Raw genomic sequence first — 24,970 nt, forward strand, 5'->3', positions numbered from 1 at the left:
TAATTACGACTAAATGTGCATTTTTATCGATAAAATGCAATATTGTTTTTTTGTTTAAAAAAAAAGCAATAAAAAAGGCTTTTTTTTAACAATATATCAAAAAAAGACGCTGTAACTCACTGAAAACAAACACAAAAACAACACCCAAACAGACATAAACAAAAAAAAAGGCTGTACTACAAATACTAGCACAACCTTTTTTTTTAGGAAAGTTTAAAAAACTATACTTCTTTATTTTACTACTATCTTCTTACTTATTGAAGCATTGGTAGCAGTAACTAAATTTATAACATAAGCTCCTGTACTTAAGTTTTGCAATGTATACTCATTATAAGATCCTGCATAACCTTGTGTTTTGTACACTGATTGCCCTAACATATTAATAACCTCAATACTTTTAATATCCTCGTTTTTAGGGTTCATTACAACAATCTTGTTTCTGGCCATTGCGTAATATAATGATATGCTTTCTATATCTGAATCATTTACAGACAGAGTTTCTGAATCATCTTGAAAAACAATTTCTAACCTATCATTAAACTCGCCAGATTCTGATAAAAACTGATAAGGTCCATCTTCTCTTAAGTTATGATAAATATCCATTAAATTATCTCTAAGGTAAATATCCTGATCTTCTGAAACATACTCAGTATCTGTAATCTTAATTGTATAGTTGTGATTTCCAGAAGATTTTAATGCTAATGGAACCACCTTATCAGAAGTGATATTACTATATGCCTGAATAGAATACACATCATCTCCCATTATTAGATTAAGATCATCACTTCCAGGTGAAGTATTTTTAGCTTCGTAACCATAATCAAACTCATCTGAAGTTTCGTCACTAAATCCTAAAAGTAATTCTCTTCTTGTTTGCGGTCCGTCAACAGAATTGAATTCTAAACGAATCTTTTGCATAACATTTTCTTCAGAATATGAAGAGTTTTGTTCTTCAGATGCTTCAGAATTTGGGTTTCCTCTAAAGAATACAGAACCTGAGTTGTAAGAACCATTTGCGTCTTCTTCTTTAATAAACAAACGCTGACTATTATTAAAAACAACGTTTCCGCTTGCTATAATCTCTACAGTAAATCCTTGACCTACCGGCAAATATCTTGTTGGCACTTTTGTACCATCTTGATTTCCATTTGTATCTCCTTCTATACCCACAAACTGGTAAGCTCTAATTCCGCCTGTTTTATTTACTTGAGCATAACCTCCATTGTAGTCACTTAAATTATGAGAACTCCCACTCCACTGCTGCCAAAGCATTATAGTACCATCTATAATACCAACATTATCATCTATAAATTTATGAATATCTAAAGCCGATGGATATGGGTTACCCAATAAAAAATCTGTTTTTGAAACTGCTGGCACAGAACCATCTCCACCTGCATCAATTACAGGTACTACTATAGTTCCATTATTTGGTTTTCCTTGAAATATGTATTGTTGCTCTGACCCAACACCTGTTCCTTTTTGAGTATAACCTATACCAGGCTCTATAGGACTTGATGCATTAAGGCTAGCCCAATCATAATACGTAACACCATTTTTGTAGGTATACATCCAATAGGTACTAATTTTACCTGTTTGGTTATAACTATTGGTAAATTGAAAATCACTTCCGTCTGGCTGCTTTAACATTCCGGTGTTAAAGTTTGTATTGTTATCGTTATTTGCAGAAGAATTGTTGTCCGTTAAAGCCGATACTGATGTAAGACCTACAGGCGATGACCAGTAATTATACCAGTAAACACTGCCAGTACCTTCTTGTCTTCTTTTAAGCTTTCCGGTAGCAGACGTTACCAAATCACTCTTAATGTTCTGAATTAATTGCGAATCTTCTTTTAGATCTAAAGTTCCGTAAAGCCCTAAAAACCAATTATTATTCACAGCATTACTACCTTCAACTTTTAAAACTCCATCTGTATTAATAATTAAACCAGAGCCCGAATAAGATGTTGATAATGTAACCTCACTATCAATCTCTACAATACTCCAGCCTTTTACATTATCTACATCTGTAATATCATTAACATCTCCATGTCCCCAAGTACTGGCAGCTGCCCAATCTCCATCTTGAGTAGATTTGTAAGGTAATGGTGCTGATTGATAGCACAAATTCTTAACATTATATATAACTGCTCCTGGATTTACATCTACAGCAGGCGTTACTTTATTATCTAGAATATCATCTTTAAAAGTATCCATTTTATAATATCGAATTAGATTGTTTCCAATATTATTCTCTGAGATGTCCTTAGGTATTATTTTTCCTCTGTTGAAGTTATAGTTTTCATCTAATTCCTGATAAACAATCTTCTGAATCTCTTCTTCCGACAAACTGGTATTAAAAACTCTAACCTCATCTATTTGCCCTTTAAAATAATTTTGTCCACCAGTATCAAAAGGTTTTCTTCCAATTCTGTAAATTAAATCATCTGAATAAGGTATGCTTCCAGAAGCATTATTACCCGAAGCTACTTTTTCTCCGTTGATATATATTTTTAGGTTTTCCTCTGAAGCCCCACCATCATAAACCGCAGTGACGTGTGCCCATTTATTATACTCAAGTTTTGCAGAAGATGGTGCTTGAGCTTGAGCATTACCAAACATTTTTAGTCTAACTTTCCTAGAAGAATTCACAAAAACCCTAAAGTTTTTCTGTCCCATAATTGCACCTGTAGAATTAAAATCTTGATCTATCTTAACCCAAGCCATTTGCGTTACTTTAGTTAAACCTTCTACAACATTAGACGTTTCTTCTATGTAATCGTTTCTACCATCAAAAAGCAAACTGTAAGAGCCATTTTCTATATCTCTTGGTGACCCAAAAACAGAATTATCCGTATCAAAATCATCTACAATACCATCTCCATCTGTATCTGCAGATCCACTAACAAATCCATCATTATTAGTATCTAGATGTGCATAAATTGTGTTACCAATATCACTTCCATTAGCAATATCATTTGTTGAGTCATTACTAAATAAGTCTAAGTAATCTGGTATACCATCTCCATCTGTATCTAAAGGTGTTGAATAGCTTAAAGTTCCATGACTACCTGTATTATTATCTAACAAATGAAGTATTCCATCTCCATCTTGATTGCTATCTATTGTACCTGCAGAAGGATCATTGTAATCTCTACCATCACCTACACCGTCTCCATTAACATCAATATCTCCTAAACCATCATACTCTACGCTATCAAAAATACCATCATTATCACTATCTAGATCCATATAATCCGGAACACCATCTCCATCAGAATCAACAGGAGTTACATTCTCATAAGCATCATGCACACCATTCTGATTAGTATCTGACCATGGGTTTGTAGAATCACCATATACGGTTCCGTCTAAATTATCATCAATAAGTCCTAATTCAACTACATTCGGAATACCATCATTATCATTGTCTAAATCATAAATATCTGCTACACCATCATTGTCTGTATCTGTGCAATTGTATTCCGTTAATACAGAAAAAGGAAGTAATGTTTTAGAAATAGTTGAGCTAGAATATGACACACTTAAAGACTCATAACCACCATTCTCATAAAACAATATAGTAATTGAATGATAACCAGGAGTTAAATCAATAGTTCCAAACCTTTCTTGTGAAGAATGATCTCCATCGTTGTCCACTACTTCTTCTCCATTAATAAATAATTTAGAACCATCATCAGAAGTGGTGTAAAACGTATATGTCTCTGTTGTACTTATATTAATAAATCCAGTATACCTAATGGCAAAAGTATTATCATCTTCAGGTGTTATCATCTGCCAAAGAGCATCAACATCGATTTCAGATACACTACCTGTTGCTGTAGCACCTGAAGTTGGAATATTATCTACACTTGGCACAACGTTAATATCATAAAACTCATATGATAGACTTTGGGTTACTTGATTACATCCAGCTCCTTCATCTACATTTAATATACCATCATTATCAATATCTAAATCTGAAGCATCTCCAACACCATCTCCATCCGTGTCGGAATCTAAATGAAGGGTAGCGCTGTTTTCAATTTGAATACATGAATTATTAGCATGTGTTACCACTAAAGTATAAACACTACCATCCAATCCAGTAACATCCGAAATATTTAAACTAGCAGACGTAACACCCGAGTAAACACCACCATTTGACAAGTTTGCACCATTTAATTGCCATTGATAAACCAAACCTGCATTTTCATCTGCATAATTACTTGAATAGTCTGGTTCACCATTTGTGGTATATGTTGTTGTACTTTTTGCTATTGCACTTGTTATAGTAAAGCTTGTGCTTTCACCAACCACAACCAATTGATCTTCTAAATCTGTAGCATTTACAGTAACTTCTACCGCTGTAGTAACGTTGGTATTTGTACCTGTATAAGATGTTGCAGCTCCTGTAACTAAACCATTAGCATCAACACCTGTGCCATCTACTTGTCCGTCTGCATTACTATCTGTATGACCAGCCTCTATTACATCGTAACAGCCATCACCATCACTATCAATATTAACATAATCGAACACACCATTTCCAGAAGTATCAATAGGTGTTGTAGCTTCTGCTGTATCATCTACTCCGTTATTATTATTATCACTAAATGAAGCATCGTTACTATCAATCATTCCATCATTATTAGTATCCAAACTTCCATTACCAGCTTCGTCGACATCGTAGATTCCATCGTTGTCCGAATCTAAATCTAAGTAATTTGGAATTCCATCGTTATCCGTATCTGTACAACCGTTTTCAGACAACACAGAAAATGGTATTAATGTTTTAGAAATAGTTGAACTTGAGTATGAAACAGTTAGATCCTCACCACCAGTTCTTTCATAGAATAAAATAGTTATTGGATATACACCAGGAGATAACTCAATATTTCCTGATATTTCTTGCATAGAATGATCTCCATCATTATCAACAACCTGATTGCCATCTATAAATAATTTAGAACCATCATCAGAACTCGTATAAAAAGTATATGTTTCTTCTGTATCAATAGTAATAAAACCACTGTATCTGATTGCAAAATTTTCATGATCACCAGGTGTAATTGAAGACCAAAGTGCATCTACATCTATCTCAGACACACTACCTGTTGCTGTAGCTCCTGTTGTTGGAATATTATCTACACTTGGTGCTACATTAATATCATAAAACTCATAAGACAGACTTTGCGTAATCTCATTACATGAGGCTCCTTCATCTACATCTAGGATTCCATCATTATCAGTATCCAAGTCTGTACTTTCAGGATTTCCGTCAACAATATTTATAAGATAATCCTCTACTTCACCATTTACCCATTGAAAATCACATGATGTAAAATTAGGGTCATTATCCCCTTTTACGGCAACACGTATTTTTGACAACACCTCATCAGCATTACTAGGTATTGGAATACTAACTGGTACTGTAACCGTTTTATTTCCTCCTATACTATTTGAATGCTGGAACGTGAACAAGAACCTTTCGCCCGCATCTTCAAAATCATTATCAGAACTCTCATTAAAATTTAACCAAACTGCCACTGTATTAACATCTGTATTCCATCCGTTTAAGGTAACATCTACAGTACCTGTTAAAGTTTCACCTGTTGTTATGTCTGCAGCTGAAATACCTGAATAATATGTATATCCTCCTGTTGAACCAGAACTATTATTGTTAATTCCAGCTAGAGAAACATTAGAAATATATAGTGTATTGTAGCCATTTAGATTCGCTGGCTCACAAAACATAGGTGCTGTATCCTCTGAAGACCCACTACCAGAAACAAAATTAACATTGTAATCTTCTACCTCTCCAGCTTGCCAGTTATAATCACAAGAAGTAAATGATGTCCCTGTTCCTGTTATCATACCAACACGCATTCTTGCCAAACCGTTTTGAACATTTGAAGGAATAGGAATGCTTATAGGCACTGTTATATTTTTCTTTCCTCCTGTATTGTTAGTATCTTGAAAAGGAAACAAAAAACGCTCTCCACTATCTTCAAAATCATCATCTTCTTCATTGAAGTTTAGCCAAACTACCACAGTGTGAGCATCAGTATTCCAACCATCAAGCTTTACCTTAACGGTTCCTGTCAATGTTTCGCCCGCGGTTATATCTGTTGGCGAAACACTAGAATAGTAGTTATAAGAACCTGTAGGCCCACCACTACTTTTATCAATAGTTCCTATAGATACATTAGAAATGTAATTGGTATTGTAGTCGTTAATATTTACTGGTGTACAGTATTGTGCGTGTAAGCTTGAAAAAGCTAAAGCATTAAACAACAGCAAAAAACAAATTAAGGGTGCTTTTGAAGTTTTCATAGGTCAAGATAATAGCGTCCAGGATAAGACTTTGAGGGGCAGAACTATCCTTTACATTAACAAAAAATTATTAACACTTTTTAATAACGGGAGCAATGATAGGAATAAATAAATTAATAATCTAATAAAAACGATGTTTTTTATCGATTAAATGCACAATTAATCCGATTAAATACTTTTTGTGTCAGAAAAATAAAACATAAAACACTGTAAATCAGACAATAAAATTTACAACGTCTTCAATCTTGGAAATTAACTGAATTTTGATTAAAGTATTTTTTAAAGCAATTTTATTGTATTTAGACACAAAAATCGTGGAAAACCCAAGCTTCTCTGCCTCTAGAATGCGCTGCTCTACACGTTGTACTGGTCTTATTTCACCAGACAAACCAACCTCTGCTGCAAAACAATAATCACTTGGAAGCGCTACATCTTCGTTAGAAGATAATATTGCAGCCACTACAGCCAAATCAATTGCAGGATCATCTACAGTAATACCTCCAGTTATATTTAAAAAGACATCTTTTGCACCTAACCTAAAGCCTGCTCTCTTTTCTAAAACTGCCAACAACATATTAAGTCGCTTTGCATTAAAACCGGTTGCAGATCTTTGAGGCGTACCATAAACCGCAGTACTCACCAAAGCCTGAACCTCTATCATTAAAGGCCTTAAACCCTCTAATGTAGCCGCAACAGCGTTACCAGACAATTCACCATCTTTTTCTGAAATTAGAATTTCGGAAGGGTTTGAAACCTCTCTCAAACCAGAACCTTGCATTTCATATATACCAAGTTCGTTTGTTGAACCAAACCTATTTTTATGAGCTCTCAAAATTCTAAATACATGATTTCTATCGCCTTCAAACTGAAGAACAGTATCTACCATATGCTCTAAAATCTTAGGACCAGCAATGTGACCATCCTTGGTAATATGCCCTATTAAAAGCACTGGTGTTGCTGTTTCTTTAGCAAACTTTATAAGCTCTGTAGTACATTCCTTTATTTGCGAAATGCTTCCGGCTGAAGATTCTATATAATCGCTATGCAAGGTTTGAATAGAATCTATAACTACTAAATCTGGCGCTACATCTTCAATCTGCTTAAAGATATTCTGAGTTTTGGTTTCTGTAAGAATGTAACAGTTATTTTCTTTAGGGTTAATGCGTTCTGCACGCATTTTTATTTGTTTCTGGCTTTCTTCTCCAGAAACATAGAGCGTTTTATAAGGTAGCCTTAATGCCACCTGAAGGAGTAGTGTACTTTTTCCTATACCTGGTTCACCACCCAAAAGCGTTAAGGATCCTTGCACCATTCCGCCTCCTAACACACGATTAAACTCTGCATCTTGCATATCTAACCTTGCCTCTTGCGCTGTATCAATCTCATTAATCTTTAGCGGCTTTGATGCACGCTTAGATGCTGATGTTGATGTTGCTGTTTTCCAACTGCTCTTTTCTGGTTTTTGAATAACCTCTTCTGCAATTGTATTCCACGCTTTGCAAGATGTACATTGTCCTTGCCATTTTGCGTATTGCGAACCACAATTTTGGCAAAAAAATGTTGTTTTTACTTTAGCCATTAAACCTCTCTACTTAATTATCCTCTTTTTCTTGATTGTCTTTATCGGCTTTAGCTTTCTCTTCTTTTGCTGCTTTTGCAGCTTCTTTAGCTGCCTCTTTTTCTTCTTTTTCTTTTTGCTTAGCTAATTTACGCTCTTCTTTTTCTATCTCTTTCTCTAACTCCAATAACTCAATTGTGCCATTAAGTTCTTCTAATTTTGAAGTTATATAATCCATCGTTATAAGTGGAGTCTCTTCGAGTTCTAAAGCATCTTCATAATGCTTTATTGCTTTTTTAGTGTCTTCCGTTTTCTCTGCATGCATGGCCAGATAATGGCTTCCTAAAACAGATTCTGGATATAATTTTTTAGCAAGCTTACCTATCGCTTCTAAAGATTCTAAATCTTCGCGTTGCTCTGCTGCTTTTCTTATTTTTTCAAATTCTTCTTCTTTAATTGGTTTTACTATACCAAAAAGATCTTCTATTCTATCGTAACGCTCTACCAAATAGTCGTCCAATGTACCTTCATAAGGCATTACCTTCTCTTCTAATTCTTTCTCGCGAAGCGGTTTATAGATTTCAAAAATCTTATCAAAAGATCTTGCTATAGCGCTATTTACTAACGTGTAGTGCGTATCATTTTCAAAATCATCAAAGTAATAGGTTAAAAATTGATTATTAACAGCAGAGATTTGCTCATTGGCACTTAATACAGCTTCCCTTATGTATGGCAAATCTTTGTCTGATGTTGCCATGTAATAAAAAATATCATCTTTAAAAAACTCTAATCGCTCACCTAAATAATCTCTAACTGTACCTGATAAATCTGGACTTATACACACATAGGCATTAAATAATGGATCTTCTTTAAAAAGGTAAGAATTAATAAAATTACCCATTAAGTCATGACCAACTGCAATTTTAAATTTACTAAGGTTATAATTTTCTTCTAAATATGGTATTAACTCCTGAGCTACAAAATTATGAAAACGCAAACCTGATTCTTTTGGCAAACCCGTTACCTCATCACAATACCCATCATATCGTCTATCATTGCCTTGCACTACTCCAACAATTATTGATCCTGGCATATCATCAAAATACGTTTGAAAATCTACTTGACCTGCAATAGGTTCAAATAGATAATCTCCATCAAAAACAATAATTAAAGGATACATAATCTCAGAAGATGGATCGTAGTTTTTAGGCAGTTTTATTTTTAATTTTCTAACACTATTAAGATTAGATGAGTTAATCTCCTTATAGCTTATCTGCGCAAAAGCTGGTAATCCAACCAACAACACAAACACCATTAAAACAGTTTTTTTCAAAGAAATGAAGTCTTGCTTTTTACTGTAAAACATTTCAGAATTTTTAAGGATTGTAATCATTTCTGTTTCGTTTTTAGTTTTTTAATTCATCTTGAATCTGATACATCTTATCTAGCATCATTTCTTTATCAATATACTGAGACGGCTCTAACATTAATCCAGACTTGTATTGCAAGAGCGCTTTGTTAAGATTTCCTTCTATTTCATAATACATTCCCATATAATATGCACTTAACATAGATTTTGGGTACTCTTCTTTTACCAATAACGCTAGATTTTCTAGAGAAGTTAAATCTTCTTTTTTCTTAGAAGCCGCAGCAATAGCTCTAATATCGTTTTCTACAAGTTGTTTTTTAAACCCATAGAAAAACTTAATATTATCGTACTTAGCTACAAGGTAATCGTAAGGAGAGCCTTCGTAGGTGAGTATTTTTTCTCTATATTCTTTTCCATCTATAGGCTTATATAAGGTGAAAATTTCGTTTAACGCCTTCGGTATACCCATTCCCACTAAAGAGTAGTGGTTAGCATCATCAAAATTATGAAACGTATAACTTAACTTTTCGTTTTCTACGGTTTTTAGCTTTGCATCACATTCTATAACTTCGGCTTTTATTGCTTTAAAATCTTCACTTCCTGTAGCAAGGTAATAAAAGGTTTCTTCTTGTAATTCTGTTAATTTAGCCTTAACACCATCAGCTATGTCAGTTACCAAATCTGGACTTAAACTTATATAGGCTCTAAAAGAATTCTTGTTTTTTAATAAAAAGTAATTTATAAAATTAGCGCTTTCATCATGACCTACAACCACTTTAAATTCAGACACTTTATAATTACCTTCTATGTAAGGCACTAATTCATCATGTACAAAGGCATAAAAATTTTCACCATTTTCTGACAACAAGCCTTCGTCAGTGTGTTCAAAATCCGTTGTTCTATATATTTCTTGATTAACACCTACTACTATACATTCTGGTATATCCTCCCAATATGCCTGATAATCTACATTACCTGCAACTGGCTCAAAAAGATAATCTCCATCCAGCACAAGAACTAATGGATAAACACGCTCAGCTTTGGCATCGTAATTTCTAGGTAACTGAATTTTTATTTCTCTAGGACTGTTAAGTCTTTCTGATTTTACGGTTTTGTGGATGGTTTGCGCATATGCGCTTACCACAACAAAAAACATAAAAAATGTTGTGAAGAATGTCTTCATTTGCAATAGTGTTCTTTAAAGTTAAAGCAAGGTAAAAAATATTTCTATATACCTGCTTTCTTTCTGTTGTAGATTGGCAAGTAGATTAAAGAAACACCACCTAAGATAATGATTATTAGTGTTTGTGTAGACCACATAATCCAACCAAAGGCTCTGCTTGGGTCTTCTGCTATGCTAAACAAACCAAATGCTATAACAACTGCCTCTGGAAAAGAGCCTATACCTCCATTGGTTGCTGCAATACTAAAGCTAGCCAGAATAAACCCAATTAAAATTGCTGCCAATGGTATATGTTCTATTTCTGGTAATGCAAATGTGGTAATGTAAAACATCAATAAATACATTACCCAAATAAAGATAGTATGAAAAATGAAAGGCCACTTTTTTTTCATCTTGAAGACACTAAGGGCACCCTCTATTAGTCCACCTATAAACTCTTTAATTTTTAATGCAATTTTAGAACCACTTCTAATTATGATAACATATAGCAAAACTACAAATACAACTCCCACAGAAGCTCCTATAATTAAGGTTGAAGAATTAAACTTACCTGCAAAAAAGCTATAAATAAATTCAAACTTTAAGACAAAGGCCAATGCTACTACCAACAACAGCATAATGGTATCTGCCACACGCTCGGCAACGATAGTCCCAAAACCTTTTTCAAACGGAATGTTCTCATAATTGGCTAAAATTGAAGCTCTGGCCACCTCACCTGCACGAGGTATCGTTAAATTAATAAGGTATGCTGAATACACTGACATAAAACTATTGACTAACTTAGGATTATACCCTAAAGGTTCAGCAATAAATAACCAACGATATGCTCTGGATAAGTGACTTAAAACACCACAGATTACACCAATAACTATCCAAAAATAATCAGCATCTTTAAAGTACTGAATTAACTTTGAGATGGATATTTGAGACAATGAATACCACACCAAAACCACACCTAAGAGTAAGGGTATCACAACTTTTAGGATGGACTTGAGTTTGCTCAAACAATATTACTTTAGAAGATTGTTAGCTTCATTTGGAAACACTAAAGATGGCTTAAAAACTTTAGCTTCCTCAATATCCATAAAAGCATAAGTAATTAAAATTAGAATATCTCCAACAGCTACCTTACGTGCTGCTGCACCATTTAATGTAATTTCACCACTGTTTCTAGGTCCAGGAATACAATAGGTTTCTAAACGCTCACCATTGTTATTATTAACAATTTGAACTTTTTCTCCCTGTATAATATTTGCAGCATCCATTAAATCTTCATCGATAGTTATACTACCAATGTAATTTAGGTCTGCTCCTGTACATTTTACACGATGAATCTTAGATTTTACAACTTGAATTTGCATGAGGCAAAGATAATTAATTTAAGGCGATATTATCTATAAGTCTTATATCACCAGCATAAACAGCAATAAACGCTCTATATGTCTTTTTTGTTGATTTTCTTTTTACTGGCTTTAAGGTATCTACATCTGCAATAATAAAATACTCTAGCTCTAAGAGCGGCTGTTTATTAAATTGTGCTTCTACCCATTCCGTTACATTTTTAGCACTTTTTGTGCCAAACTTAGTTTTGGCAGACTTTAATGTCTTGTATATAAATGGAGCTGCTTCACGATGATCTACTGTTAATCTCGTATTTCTAGAGCTCATAGCCAAACCATCTTCTGCTCTATGAATTGGACAACCAATAACTTCTACTGGCATATCATGCAATTCTACAAGCTTCTTTATTATTTGTAGTTGCTGAAAATCCTTCTCGCCAAAATAAGCTTTATTAGGTGTAACGATTTCAAACAATCGTTTTACTATGGTGCCTACTCCGTCAAAATGTCCGTCTCTAAAAGCTCCCTCCATTTCATTTTCAAGGCCATCAAATTTAAAAGATTGCGATTTTACATCATCACCATAAATATCCTCTACTGCAGGTGCATACACCACAATTTTATCATTACTTACAGTCTTTAATAAGGCAACATCTGCCTCTAAAGTTCTTGGATATTTTACTAAATCTTCTTGATTATCAAATTGGGTAGGATTTACAAAAACGCTAACCACAGCAAATTGGTTTTCGCTCAACGCCTTCTCCACTAGAGACAAATGACCATTATGAAGCGCACCCATAGTTGGGACAAAGCCAATGGTTATGTTTTTGACCTTAAAATCATCAATAACTTGAGATAATTCAGATTTATTATGAAAAACTTTCACTCTAGTAACAAAAAATTAACGCGTGCAAACATAATATTTTACTGGCAATCTGCACAAATTTTTGTAATTTTGCATGTTTTTTACTCTTAATTTACAAAAGCAGAAGATTTTATGAAAGATAAACGAATATTGTATGTGTCCTCGGAAGTAGTTCCATATTTACCAGAAACAGAGATTTCTTCAATGTCATTTGAAGCGCCTAGAATGGTAAACAAACAAGGAGGACAAATACGAATATTTATGCCACGCTTTGGTAATATTAACGAGAGAAGGCATCAACTACACGAAGTTATTAGACTCTCAGGTATCAACCTAGTGATTAATGATTTAGACATGCCTTTAATCATTAAAGTTGCCTCTATCCCAAAAGAGCGTATCCAGGTTTACTTTATTGATAATGAAGAATACTTTAAAAGAAAAGCAACCTTAACAGATGAGGATGGCAAACTGTTTCCTGATAATGACGAACGTGCTATTTTCTTTGCTAAAGGTGTTATAGAAACCGTTAAAAAATTAAACTGGGCTCCAGACATTATCCATGTTAACGGATGGTTAGCTTCTCTATTACCATTATACCTTAAAGAATTCTACAAAACAGAACCTTTATTTACAGAAAGTAAAATAGTTACCTCTGTATACAATCAAAGTTTTGATGGCACGTTAGATAAGGGAATGATAAACAAAGTAAAATTTGATGGCTTAGAAGAAGACGCTATAAAACCTCTTGAAAAGCCAGATTATATAAACTTAATGAAAGTTGCTATAGATAACTCTGATGCGGTAATTAGAGGTTCTCAAGAATTACCTGAAGAATTAGATAGCTATATCAACGATTTAGAAAAACCTGTTTTAGATTTTCACTCTATTGAAGAATTTGCAGATCCATACACAGAATTTTACAAAGACGCTGTACTAAACAGTTAATAATACTTATGAAAAAGAACAAAATTGCACTTAATTTTTTAGTACTTACGTTAATCGTATCGAGCTTTATAGCATGTGATAGTGACTTTAACAACTTAGAATCTGACGTTTTAAATAGTGATGTAGCAACTAATTTTGATATCAAAAACGAAAGCTATGACGTTATTACATACACCAATGCGTTAGGTCCTGTTCAGAGCAACAGTGGCATAGGTCTAAGTACACTTGGAATTTATGATGATAACTATGGTAGAGTAACATCTAGCTTTGTATCTCAAGTATCATTATCAACGTATTCACCTACATTTCTTGGCAGTGCCAATGAATTACAGATTGATTCGGTAGTATTAACTCTTCCGTTTTTCTCAGGTGTAACAAATGTTGACGAAGACAACAACATAACTTACAATGTAGATTCTATTCTTCCAGAAGGTGACACGTATAATCCAATAAAACTGAGTATATATGAAAACGGTTATTTCATAAGAGACTTCGATCCAGGTGCAGATTTTAATGAAGCTCAAACTTATTTCTCAGACAAAACAGCAACAAACTCAGAGACCATTGCTCCGCTAGAAGGTACACCTCTAACATTTGTAGAAAATCCTACAGATGTTAATCACATATCTCTTAACTCTTCAGGCAACATCAACATCAGTAAAAAAGGATTTATATTAACTGAAACGATAGAAGGAGAAGATGGCGAAGAAGACAATACTACAACTACTTATGCTCCTCCTGGAATACGATTAAAATTAGATCATCAATTTTGGGAAGACAAAATAATTAACAGAGAAGGTGAAGCCGTATTAAGCAACGCTAATAACTTTTCTGAGTATTTTAGAGGACTTTATTTTAAAGCTGAAGCTGTAAATGATGATGGAAGTCACCTTATCTTAAATACAAATTCAACAAGCTCAAATGTTACCATCTACTATACCACAACGACGATAACACAAGACGATAATGGAGAAGATGTAATTACAGAAGAGCACAAAAATTTTGCTATAAACTTTAGTGGTAACAAAATCAATTTTTTCGAAAACAGCTTTAACACACCAATTTCTGATGGAGACGAAACTCTAGGCGACGAAAGAATCTTTATAAAGGGTGGCGAAGGCTCTATTGCAAAAATTAAATTATTCAATGGTGAAAACATAGATGAAGATGACGATACTATGAATGCCTTTGAAAACTGGAAAAATGAGTTTGTTGAAACTGAAAATGGGAAATTCAAAAGTATAAAACGTCTTGTTAACGAAGCTAACCTAGTGTTTTATGTAGACCAGGATTACTTAGGTCAATCAGGTTTATACGGACCAGAAAGAGAACCAAATCGCCTGTATATTTACGATTTGGACAACAAACTTCCTTTAACAGACTTTTTTGTAGACGTAACCAATAACAGTCTTCCTAATTTATCAAAATACAATCACCTAGGTCCATTACAACGTGTAGACGATGAATCTAATGGAGATGGTATAAAATATAAATTTAGAATTACTGAGCATATCAACAACCTGCTACTTAATGATTCTACCAATGTAGAGTTAGGTTTATCTGTGGCTTTAAATGTAAACTTAGAAGAGCTTGCTCAACCAGAAGTTAAAACCAATGATGGATCTACAAAAACAACTCCTATAAGTTCTGTCTTATCTCCTAGAGGAACTGTTTTACATGGAAACAACTCAGCAGACGATAGTAAAAAAGTATATTTAGAAATATATTACACTTGCTTAGGAGAAGATTGTGAAGACGAAGAGTAATCAAACCAAAAATAATCAAACTATTTAAAATTAGTCTATGTGTGGAATTGTTGGGTATATTGGCCATAGAGAAGCTTATCCTATTGTAATTAAAGGACTTCAAAGATTAGAGTATCGTGGGTATGACAGTGCAGGTATTGCACTTTATGATGGTACAGACATAAAACTTTCAAAAACAAAAGGTAAAGTTTCCGATCTTAAAGAAAGATTAGAAAATGAAATTTCAACTCATGGCACTTTAGGTATTGGTCACACACGTTGGGCTACTCATGGTGTGCCTAATGATGTAAACTCGCATCCACATTATTCAAACTCTGGCGACCTGGTTATAATCCATAACGGAATTATAGAAAACTACGATGCCTTAAAAAAGGAGCTAATTAAACGCGGTTATACATTTAAATCAGATACAGATACAGAGGTATTAGTCAACTTGATTGAAGATGTAAAAAAGAATGAAAATATAAAACTTGGAAAAGCTGTTCAAATCGCATTAAACCAAGTTATCGGAGCTTATGCAATAGCCGTTTTTGACAAAAATAAACCTAATGAAATTGTCGTTGCTAAACTTGGTAGCCCACTAGCTATAGGTATTGGTGAAGATGAATTTTTTATAGCCAGCGATGCTTCTCCTTTTATAGAATTTACTAAAAACGCTGTTTATCTCGAAGATGAGCAAATGGCTATTATTAGAAGAGGCAAAGACATTAAGGTAAGAAAAATAAAAGGTGATTCGCTTGTTGATCCTTACGTTCAAGAACTTCAATTAAATCTTGAGCAAATCGAAAAAGGTGGCTACGACCACTTTATGCTAAAAGAAATATACGAACAACCTGAAGCAATATTAGACACCTTTAGAGGAAGACTTCTAAGCAATGAAGCTGTAATAAAACTTGCTGGAGTCGAAGACAACATGAAGAAATTTCTGGCAGCAGAAAGAATTATTGTTGTTGCTTGTGGTACGTCTTGGCATGCAGGTTTGGTTTCAGAATACATTTTTGAAGACTTAGCAAGAATACCTGTAGAAGTTGAGTATGCTTCAGAATTTAGATATAGAAATCCTGTTATTACAGAAAAAGATATTGTTATTGCAATATCTCAATCTGGTGAAACAGCAGATACTCTTGCTGCAATTAAATTAGCCAAATCTAAAGGAGCTTTTGTTTTTGGAGTTTGTAATGTTGTAGGATCTTCAATTGCAAGAGAAACTGATGCTGGTGCATACACACATGCTGGACCGGAAATTGGAGTGGCTTCAACAAAAGCATTTACAACTCAAATTACGGTCTTAACATTAATTGCCTTAAGACTTGCCAGAGCCAAAGGAGCGATTTCTAGCTCAGAGTTTAGACACCATTTAATTGAACTAGAAACTATACCTAGCAAAGTAAAAGAAGCTCTTGAGTCTGATGGCTATGTTCAGACTATAGCAGATATATACAAGGATGCTAAAAACTTCTTATATCTAGGCAGAGGATACAACTTCCCTGTCGCTTTAGAAGGAGCTTTAAAACTAAAAGAGATTTCTTATATCCATGCAGAAGGCTATCCTGCCGCAGAGATGAAACATGGACCTATTGCTTTAATTGATGAGCATATGCCAGTTGTTGTTATCGCAACAAAAAAAGGACATTATGAGAAAGTTGTCAGTAACATTCAAGAAATAAAATCCAGAAAAGGTAAAATTATTGGTATTGTTACCAAAGGTGATAAAAGTGTAAAAGAATTGGCTGATCACGTTATAGAAGTTCCTGAGACTATAGAATCTCTCACTCCACTCTTAACGACAATTCCATTACAACTATTGTCTTATCATATTGCAGTAATGCTAGATAAGAACGTAGACCAACCTCGTAACCTAGCTAAATCTGTTACGGTGGAGTAACTCTCAACAACAAAAAATATTTTGAAAAGCCTTAAAATTGTGAATTCCGCAATTTTAAGGCTTTCAATTTTTCAAAAATTGCTATGCATGCATAATTTTTTGAGAATTTCTTACCTAATTTTCATATATTTATTTAAATTGGCATCAAATAAATTAACTAATTCTCTAACATGAAGACAATCTTAAAGATTTTTACATTACTTTTTTGTGTGGCATCTTTTGCTCAGACCACAGTAAAAGGTAAAATTATTGATGATACTGGGTTACCCTTACCTGGTGCAAATATAGTAGTAGTTGGTACCAGTTCTGGTACTGTTTCAGATTTTGACGGTAACTACACCTTATCTGTAGACCAAAATCCACCATTTTCAATTCGTGTAAGTTATACAGGTTTTGAAGCTCAAACTATCGAGATAACTAGTAATGAACAAACTGTTGATGTCACTCTCAAAGAAGGCAACTCATTGGATGAAGTTGTTATTTCTGCTTCTCGTACACCAGAGCGTATTTTTGAATCTCCAGTAACTGTAGAACGTTTTGGTATAAAAGAAATCAAGAATACCGCATCTGTAGACTTTTACGACGGTTTAGAAAACCTTAAAGGAGTAGACATAAATACTAACAGTTTAACCTTTAAATCCATCAACACCAGAGGTTTTGCAACGTTTGCTAATACACGTTTTATGCAATTGGTAGATGGAATGGATAACTCTGCACCAGCATTTAACTTCCCTCTTGGGAATTTATTGGGTATGACAGAAACAGATGTACAAAGTGTAGAATTATTACCTGGTGCTGCCTCAGCTTTATATGGAGCAAATGCTTTTAATGGTATCTTATTCATGCGAAGCAAAAATCCTTTTGACCACCAAGGTATAAGCGGTTACATTAAAAGAGGTATTACTTCACAAGAAGCCGCTGGTGATAATGATTATACAGATCTAGGTGTTAGAATGGCATATAAATTTAGCGAAAAGTTTGCTGCTAAAGTTAATTTTGGCTATTTAAAAGGTACTGACTGGTATGCTGTAAACGAACAAGACAAACTTAATCGTGGATTAACTAGAGCCGATATTGATTACGACGGAATTAATGTGTATGGTGATGAAGTAAGTACCAATATTAATGATGTTGCTCAAACATTAGAAAGCCTAGGCTTAGCACCTTCTGGCGCTTCAGCACTTGTTCCTTCAGTAGATGTTAGTAGAACTGGTTATAACGAAAGAGATTTAACCAATTACAACGCTGAAAGTATAAAAGCTGATTGGGGACTATATTTCCGTCCTTGGGAAAATGATTTTGAAATCCAATATGTAGGAAAGGTAGGCTCTGGTAACACCATTTATCAAGGAGCTAACAGATATAATATCAAAAACTTCTTCTTACAGCAACACAAACTTGAAATTAGAAACGATAACTTTTTTGTAAGAGGTTATATTACCGAAGATAAAGCAGGTGATTCTTATGATATGGTATTTACAGGTATCAATATCAACAGAGCGTGGAAAGATGATTCAACATGGTTTGGTGAATATGTTGGAGCTTACATAGGTGCAACTTTAAGTGGCGCTAATGATGAACAAGCCCATATCGCCGCAAGAACTCAAGCTGATACAGGAAGATATTTACCTGGCACTCCTGAATTTCAAAGAACATTTGAGCAGGTCACAAGTAATCCAGACTTAGGTTCTGGTTCTAAATTCAAAGATAATTCTAAAATCTATCATGCAGATGCTAATTACAACTTTGGAGACTTAGTAGATTTTGCTGAAATTCAAGTAGGTGGATCTTACAGAAGATATCGTTTAAATTCTTTCGGAACCATTTACACAGATAATGATGGCCCTATTAACTATTCTGAAGTTGGTATTTACACTCAGCTACAAAGATCTTTAGAGCTATCTGAAAACGTAGAACTTAAACTTACAGGTTCTCTAAGATATGACAAGTCTGAACTATTTGACGGATTCTTTTCACCAAGATTATCTGCAGGTTTTACAATTAATCAAGACCACAATATTAGAGCCTCTTTCCAAACAGGATTTAGAAACCCAACGACGCAAGACTTATATATTGGCCTAGATGTCGGTAGAGCTATTTTAGTTGGTGGTGCTCCTAACAACCCAGCAAGAGACGTTAGAAACTACGATTTAAGTGCAACTGGTACTGCTATTACAGGGCAATCAAATATTGCTTTTGATGGTACAGGAGCATATAACAATTCATTCTTAGCTAATTCTGTTGGAGCTTTTGCTGCATCAGGAGATCCTACAGCATTAGAAATTGGAAACTCTAACTTAGTACAACCAGAACAAGTAAGCTCAGCTGAAGTTGGTTATCGCGGGAAGCTAGGAGATATAATTGTTGATGCCTCTGCATATTATAACCAGTACCAAGATTTCTTGGCTAATGAAACTGTAATTGCACCATTTTATGGTGATGTGCAATTAACGCAAACGTTACCAAATGGTACTCCTTTAGCGGTTGCCGCAATTGCTAATGGCGATTATCAAGCATACCAAACTTATACTAACTCAAATGAAACTGTAAATTCTTATGGTGCTGCAATACAAGTGTCAGCAAAAGTATTTGATGGTTTTGACCTTAGTGCAAACTACACCTATTCTAAACTAGATTTTGATGTAAAAGCTAATCCTAATTTTAGAACAAACTTCAACACACCAGAGCACAAAGTAAAAGCATCTTTTGGTAAGACTGAATTATTTAAAAACTTTGGTTTTAATGTGTCTTGGAGATGGAGTGACAACTACTTCTGGGAAGCATCTTTCGGAGATGGAGATGTACCTTCTTTCAATGTTCTTGATGCGCAAATCAACTTTAGAGTTCCTAGTTTAAAATCTACTTTTAAAGCAGGAGCTACTAACTTATTACAAGATGAGTATTTTACTGCATTTGGTACAGGTTTCATCGGATCACAGTATTATGTATCTTGGACAATTAACAACTTATAATAACGGAAAAGAAAATCAAGATGAAAAAAATTAAATATATAGCATTATCATTCCTAACCTTAGGAATGGTCGCTTGCGAAAATGATTTAGTGCAAGATTTAAGAGATAGAAATGACAATAGCGGAGAACCTCTATCTGAATTAACCGCTGGTTCCGCAGATTTTTCAAATTACGTTTCTATTGGAGCTTCTTTTACAGCTGGCTATACAGACAACGCACTTTTTATTGCTAGTCAAGAAAATTCTTTTCCCAATATTATGGCAAGTAAGTTTGCCAATATTGGTGGTGGCACATTTAATCAACCAATGATGAACGACAACTTTGGAGGTCTGGCTGTTGGTGGAACGAGAATTACAGACCCAAGGTTGGTTTTTGGCGGAGCAGGCCCTGTTCCTCTTGAGGCAGTTGTTGGACCAGTTACGGTTTCAACAGACATAGCCTTAAATAATCCAACAGGCCCATTCAACAATTTAGGTATTCCTGGCGCAAAAAGTTTTCATTTAGTAGCACCTGGTTATGGTAATTTAGCTAATTTCCCTGCTGCAGCTAACCCTTATGCTGTTCGTGTTACAGGAAATGCACCTAACGCTAGTATTTTAGAGTTAGCTATGGCTCAAAACCCAACATTCTTCTCAATTTCAGAAGTGGGAGGAAATGATGTGTTAGGCTATGCGCTTTCTGGTGGAGATGGATCAAATCCTATAACCGACACTCCAACTTTTAATGCATCACTAAATGCATTGGTGGCTGGTTTAACCTCTACTGGTGCCAAAGGTGTTATTGGTAACCTTCCAAATATTACAAGTTTATCTCATTTTACAACAGTACCATATGCTCCATTAGACCCAACTAACGAAACATTTGGACCTTTAATCCCTACATTAAACGGAATTTTTGGACAAATAAATTTAGTTTATGAAGCTCTTGGTCAACCAGATAGAGCTATTGTTTTCTCAGAAACTTCAGCAAGTCCTGTTGTTATAAAAGATGAAAGTTTAGTAGATATATCTGCACAAATGGCTGCTGCATTTAATGCCAGTCCTACGTTCCCTACATTTATCCAATCATTAGGATTGCCTGCTTCTGCGGCTCCACTAGTAGCAAATCTATTAGGTGCTACCTACGGACAAACGCGACAAGCAACAGCAGAGGATTTATTAGTTCTACCTAGTAGTTCTGTAATAGGGACCGTAAATACCGATTTCTATGCTTTTTTAACAAGCCAAAACATACCAGCATCACTAGCTGGTCAGTTTTCTGTTGAAGGTATTACGTATCCATTAGATGATAAATGGGTATTGTTACCATCAGAACAAGCAGAAATTGCAATGGCTACTCAAGAATATAATGCCACAATTTCCAATGTAGCAAGCACTAACAATTTAGCATTGGTTGATTTAAACTCAATATTAGATCAAGCTTCAACGACTGGAATTATGTTTGACGATTACAACATGAACACAGATTTAGTATTTGGTGGTTTAGTAAGCTTAGATGGTGTACATTTAACTGCAAGAGGTTATGCATTAATGGCTAATAGCTTTTTACAAGCTATAGATGCCACTTATGGTTCAACTTTTGAAGCATCAGGAAACCTAGCAGAAGCTGGTGATTTTTCAACAAATTACTCTCCAGCACTACAGTAAAATAGATTTTATAATCCTTATAAAAGCGCACTCAACTCGAGTGCGTTTTTTTTTATTTAAAAAGATCTATTTTTTTAAATAAAACCATATCTTTGCAGCGCGAAAAACGCACGTACTCAACACAAACATAAAGTGTTGTTTTTCAGATTTAAATTATTGCAAAACAAAAACATATAAGTAATGTCTAAAGTTACAGGTAAAGTTGCACAGATTGTAGGTCCAGTTATCGATGTAGAATTCGGTGCTGGTGCAGAACTTCCAAAAATTTATGATTCATTAGAAATTAACAACCCAGATGGTTCTAAATTAGTATTAGAGGTACAATCTCACATTGGTGAAGATACTGTACGTACTATTGCAATGGATTCTTCTGATGGTTTAAGTAGAGGAACTGAAGTTGTTGCAACTGGTGCTCCAATCCAAATGCCAATTGGCGATGACGTTTACGGACGTTTGTTTAATGTAATTGGTGATGCAATTGATGGATTAGGTGACTTACCTAAAGCTGGTGAAGCAGGTTTACCTATTCACAGACAAGCTCCAAAGTTTGAAGACTTATCAACGTCTACTGAAGTTTTATTTACAGGTATTAAAGTAATTGACCTTATTGAGCCTTATGCCAAAGGTGGTAAGATTGGATTATTTGGTGGTGCTGGTGTAGGTAAGACCGTATTAATTCAGGAGTTGATTAACAATATTGCAAAAGGTCACGGTGGTTTATCAGTATTTGCTGGTGTAGGAGAAAGAACACGTGAAGGAAATGACCTTTTAAGAGAGATGCTAGAGTCTGGTATTATTAAATACGGTGATGACTTTATGCACTCTATGGAAGAAGGTGGATGGGATCTTCAAAAAGTAGATAAAACTGCTATGAAAGATTCTAAAGCTACTTTCGTTTTCGGTCAGATGAATGAGCCTCCTGGAGCTCGTGCTCGTGTAGCATTATCTGGTTTAACTATCGCTGAATATTTCCGTGATGGTGCTGGTGACGGACAAGGAAAAGACGTACTTTTCTTCGTAGATAACATCTTCCGTTTTACACAAGCTGGTTCTGAGGTATCTGCACTTTTAGGACGTATGCCTTCTGCGGTAGGTTACCAACCAACATTAGCAACTGAGATGGGTGCAATGCAAGAGCGTATTACATCTACTAAGAAAGGTTCTATTACTTCTGTACAAGCGGTATATGTACCTGCAGATGATTTAACGGATCCTGCTCCTGCAACAACGTTTGCTCACTTAGATGCAACAACTGTATTATCTCGTAAAATTGCTGAGCTTGGTATCTATCCTGCGGTAGATCCTTTAGATTCTACTTCTCGTATTTTAACACCAGAAATTTTAGGTGATGAGCACTACGATTGTGCACAACGCGTAAAAGAGTTATTACAACGTTATAAAGAATTACAAGATATTATTGCTATCCTTGGTATGGAAGAATTATCTGAAGAAGATAAATTAGCTGTATCTAGAGCAAGACGTGTACAACGTTTCTTATCTCAACCTTTCCACGTAGCTGAACAGTTTACAGGTATTCCTGGTGTATTAGTAGATATCAAAGAAACTATTAAAGGTTTTAATATGATTATGGATGGTGAGTTAGATCACTTACCTGAAGCAGCATTTAACCTTAAAGGTTCTATCGAAGAAGCTATTGAAGCAGGTGAGAAAATGTTAGCTGAAGCGTAAACTAATAGTGCGATATGAGATTTTAGTTGTGAGAACTTCTAATTAGCTCAATACTCTATACTCAATACTAAAAATTATGTACTTAGAAATTGTATCACCAGAAGCGACTTTATTTAGTTCAGAAGTTGACTCTGTAGTAGTACCAGGTGTAAATGGTGAGTTTGAAATGTTATCTAATCACGCACCTGTAGTTTCTATCTTAGGTGAAGGAGTTATTAGAATAAAAACACACACACAAAGTCATCTAGTATTTGATGAATTACATGGAGATGTTGTTCCTCATAACGATGACAAAAAAGTTCTAACAGTAAGTATTAACTCTGGAACTATTGAGATGAAAGACAACAAGCTAATTATATTAGCTGATTAAGAAATAATATTCTTTCAAAATAAAAAAGCGCTAAACATAATGTTTAGCGCTTTTCTTTTATAGCTTATTTAAAATAGAATCCATTATCCAAGCAGTATGTGTTGCGGTTTTACCTGTAGAAGGATGCTCAATACCTGATTGCAAATGCTTTACCATATTTTCAACATGATATTGCTGAATATGCTTAGGGTTTTCAATAAAAACTTGTTCTACTTCATTACTTGTTATAACCTCAATTGGTTCTTCACCAAATACAGAAAATGATAACTCACCATCACTGCCAACAATCCTAACTTTATCTTCGCGTTTATAAGTACCAAAACTCCACATTCCTGTTCCTAATACACCATTCTCGTGCTCCCATGATGCTGAAATAATGTCTTTTGCCGAATACAATTGTTGTTGATTAGACGAAATACCTTTTGCTTCTTTTACGTCGCCTAATAAGTCTACAAATAGGTCTAATCCATGACTTGCCAAATCATCAAAATAACCTGCTGGTGCAATCTTAGCATCTGTTCTCCAATTATATGTCTTTGATATATCTAATTCGCTTGGCGTACGACTTAAAGACCAACTTATATGCCTTACACTACCTATTACCTTTTCTTCTAATAGCTCCTTTACTTTTTTAAATCTTGGCAAGGATCTGCGATAATAGGCTACAAATAAAGGAAGCTCGCGTTTTTCGAAGATCGTTTGTATTTCAAGACACTCTGCATAACTTGGAGCCATTGGTTTTTCTATACAACATATTTTGTTTGCCTCTGCTACTTTTATAGCATAATAATGATGTGTATCTGGTGGTGTTGCAATGTAAACAGCATCTACTTCAGGATCGTTAATTAAGGCATCTGCATCGTTATAATAACGTGGAACGTTATGTCGTTTGGCATAGTCTTTTGCTAAATCAAAATTTCTGCGCATTACAGCAACCAACTCAAATCCGTCGGTTATTTGGTAAGCTGGACCACTCTTTACTTCTGTTACATTACCACAGCCAATTATTCCCCATTTTATGCTTTGCTTCATTATGGTGTTACCTT

The 24,970-nt window shown here is 34.6% G+C and carries 15 protein-coding genes; 7 read left to right on the forward strand and 8 right to left on the reverse strand.

Going from position 1 to position 24,970, the window contains the following annotated elements; genetic code table 11:
• Positions 1-231: 231 nt before the first annotated feature.
• The 7 genes from P7122_RS03810 to panC form a co-directional block, all read right to left on the reverse strand.
• Complete coding sequence (locus tag P7122_RS03810; RefSeq protein ID WP_278004454.1) at positions 232-6,336, reverse strand: DUF8693 domain-containing protein; 6,105 nt, start codon at positions 6,334-6,336, stop codon at positions 232-234.
• 214 nt (positions 6,337-6,550) lie between these two features.
• Positions 6,551-7,915, reverse strand: a complete 1,365-nt coding sequence (radA, locus tag P7122_RS03815) for a DNA repair protein RadA (protein WP_278004455.1) — start codon at positions 7,913-7,915, stop codon at positions 6,551-6,553.
• Between the two features lie 13 nt (positions 7,916-7,928).
• Positions 7,929-9,287, reverse strand: a complete 1,359-nt coding sequence (locus P7122_RS03820; protein ID WP_278004456.1) for an alpha/beta hydrolase-fold protein — start codon at positions 9,285-9,287, stop codon at positions 7,929-7,931.
• A 13-nt stretch (positions 9,288-9,300) separates the two neighbouring features.
• The gene (locus P7122_RS03825; RefSeq protein ID WP_278004457.1) at positions 9,301-10,446 is read right to left on the reverse strand and encodes an alpha/beta hydrolase; all 1,146 of its coding nucleotides are present in this window, start codon (positions 10,444-10,446) and stop codon (positions 9,301-9,303) included.
• Between the two features lie 44 nt (positions 10,447-10,490).
• Positions 10,491-11,450, reverse strand: coding sequence for a lysylphosphatidylglycerol synthase transmembrane domain-containing protein (locus tag P7122_RS03830; protein ID WP_278004458.1), 960 nt, complete (start codon positions 11,448-11,450; stop codon positions 10,491-10,493).
• A 6-nt stretch (positions 11,451-11,456) separates the two neighbouring features.
• Complete coding sequence (panD, locus tag P7122_RS03835) at positions 11,457-11,807, reverse strand: aspartate 1-decarboxylase (protein ID WP_278004459.1); 351 nt, start codon at positions 11,805-11,807, stop codon at positions 11,457-11,459.
• Positions 11,808-11,820: 13 nt separating this feature from the next.
• Positions 11,821-12,672, reverse strand: a complete 852-nt coding sequence (panC, locus tag P7122_RS03840) for a pantoate--beta-alanine ligase (protein ID WP_278004460.1) — start codon at positions 12,670-12,672, stop codon at positions 11,821-11,823.
• Between the two features lie 111 nt (positions 12,673-12,783).
• Between panC and P7122_RS03845 the strand changes: the two genes are divergently transcribed.
• From P7122_RS03845 to P7122_RS03875, 7 genes are all read left to right on the forward strand, one after another.
• The gene (locus tag P7122_RS03845; protein ID WP_278004461.1) at positions 12,784-13,596 is read left to right on the forward strand and encodes a glycogen/starch synthase; all 813 of its coding nucleotides are present in this window, start codon (positions 12,784-12,786) and stop codon (positions 13,594-13,596) included.
• A gap of 8 nt (positions 13,597-13,604) precedes the next feature.
• Complete coding sequence (gene bamH / locus P7122_RS03850) at positions 13,605-15,362, forward strand: BamH family beta-barrel-assembly machinery protein (protein WP_278004462.1); 1,758 nt, start codon at positions 13,605-13,607, stop codon at positions 15,360-15,362.
• 37 nt (positions 15,363-15,399) lie between these two features.
• Positions 15,400-17,247 carry a glutamine--fructose-6-phosphate transaminase (isomerizing) gene (glmS, locus tag P7122_RS03855; RefSeq protein WP_278004463.1) on the forward strand — a complete coding sequence of 616 codons (1,848 nt, stop codon included), beginning with the start codon at positions 15,400-15,402 and terminating at the stop codon, positions 17,245-17,247.
• A gap of 170 nt (positions 17,248-17,417) precedes the next feature.
• Positions 17,418-20,219: a TonB-dependent receptor gene (locus P7122_RS03860; RefSeq protein ID WP_278004464.1), complete on the forward strand. Its 2,802-nt coding sequence runs from the start codon at positions 17,418-17,420 to the stop codon at positions 20,217-20,219.
• A gap of 20 nt (positions 20,220-20,239) precedes the next feature.
• A complete protein-coding gene (locus tag P7122_RS03865) occupies positions 20,240-21,865 on the forward strand; it encodes an SGNH/GDSL hydrolase family protein (protein ID WP_278004465.1) in 1,626 nt (541 codons plus the stop codon).
• A 180-nt stretch (positions 21,866-22,045) separates the two neighbouring features.
• Positions 22,046-23,554, forward strand: coding sequence for a F0F1 ATP synthase subunit beta (atpD, locus tag P7122_RS03870; protein ID WP_278004466.1), 1,509 nt, complete (start codon positions 22,046-22,048; stop codon positions 23,552-23,554).
• 76 nt (positions 23,555-23,630) lie between these two features.
• A complete protein-coding gene (locus P7122_RS03875; RefSeq protein WP_278004467.1) occupies positions 23,631-23,924 on the forward strand; it encodes a F0F1 ATP synthase subunit delta/epsilon in 294 nt (97 codons plus the stop codon).
• A 57-nt stretch (positions 23,925-23,981) separates the two neighbouring features.
• On the opposite strand, the gene P7122_RS03880 is transcribed toward P7122_RS03875, so the two are convergent.
• A complete protein-coding gene (locus tag P7122_RS03880) occupies positions 23,982-24,956 on the reverse strand; it encodes a Gfo/Idh/MocA family protein (RefSeq protein WP_278004468.1) in 975 nt (324 codons plus the stop codon).
• Positions 24,957-24,970: the final 14 nt, after the last annotated feature.

Origin of the sequence: Winogradskyella marincola (genome assembly GCF_029624125.1) — a bacterium.
Taxonomy (GTDB): Bacteria; Bacteroidota; Bacteroidia; order Flavobacteriales; family Flavobacteriaceae; genus Winogradskyella; species Winogradskyella marincola.

Excerpts from the sequence above, each read along its gene's own strand:
- P7122_RS03810 (WP_278004454.1), bottom strand. The coding sequence starts at position 6,336 with ATGAAAACTTCAAAAGCACCCTTAATTTGTTTTTTGCTGTTGTTTAAT.
- radA (WP_278004455.1), bottom strand. The coding sequence starts at position 7,915 with ATGGCTAAAGTAAAAACAACATTTTTTTGCCAAAATTGTGGTTCGCAA.
- P7122_RS03820 (WP_278004456.1), bottom strand. The coding sequence starts at position 9,287 with ATGATTACAATCCTTAAAAATTCTGAAATGTTTTACAGTAAAAAGCAA.
- P7122_RS03825 (WP_278004457.1), bottom strand. The coding sequence starts at position 10,446 with ATGAAGACATTCTTCACAACATTTTTTATGTTTTTTGTTGTGGTAAGC.
- panD (WP_278004459.1), bottom strand. The coding sequence starts at position 11,807 with ATGCAAATTCAAGTTGTAAAATCTAAGATTCATCGTGTAAAATGTACA.
- P7122_RS03845 (WP_278004461.1), top strand. The coding sequence starts at position 12,784 with ATGAAAGATAAACGAATATTGTATGTGTCCTCGGAAGTAGTTCCATAT.
- bamH (WP_278004462.1), top strand. The coding sequence starts at position 13,605 with ATGAAAAAGAACAAAATTGCACTTAATTTTTTAGTACTTACGTTAATC.
- glmS (WP_278004463.1), top strand. The coding sequence starts at position 15,400 with ATGTGTGGAATTGTTGGGTATATTGGCCATAGAGAAGCTTATCCTATT.
- P7122_RS03860 (WP_278004464.1), top strand. The coding sequence starts at position 17,418 with ATGAAGACAATCTTAAAGATTTTTACATTACTTTTTTGTGTGGCATCT.
- P7122_RS03865 (WP_278004465.1), top strand. The coding sequence starts at position 20,240 with ATGAAAAAAATTAAATATATAGCATTATCATTCCTAACCTTAGGAATG.
- atpD (WP_278004466.1), top strand. The coding sequence starts at position 22,046 with ATGTCTAAAGTTACAGGTAAAGTTGCACAGATTGTAGGTCCAGTTATC.
- P7122_RS03875 (WP_278004467.1), top strand. The coding sequence starts at position 23,631 with ATGTACTTAGAAATTGTATCACCAGAAGCGACTTTATTTAGTTCAGAA.
- P7122_RS03880 (WP_278004468.1), bottom strand. The coding sequence starts at position 24,956 with ATGAAGCAAAGCATAAAATGGGGAATAATTGGCTGTGGTAATGTAACA.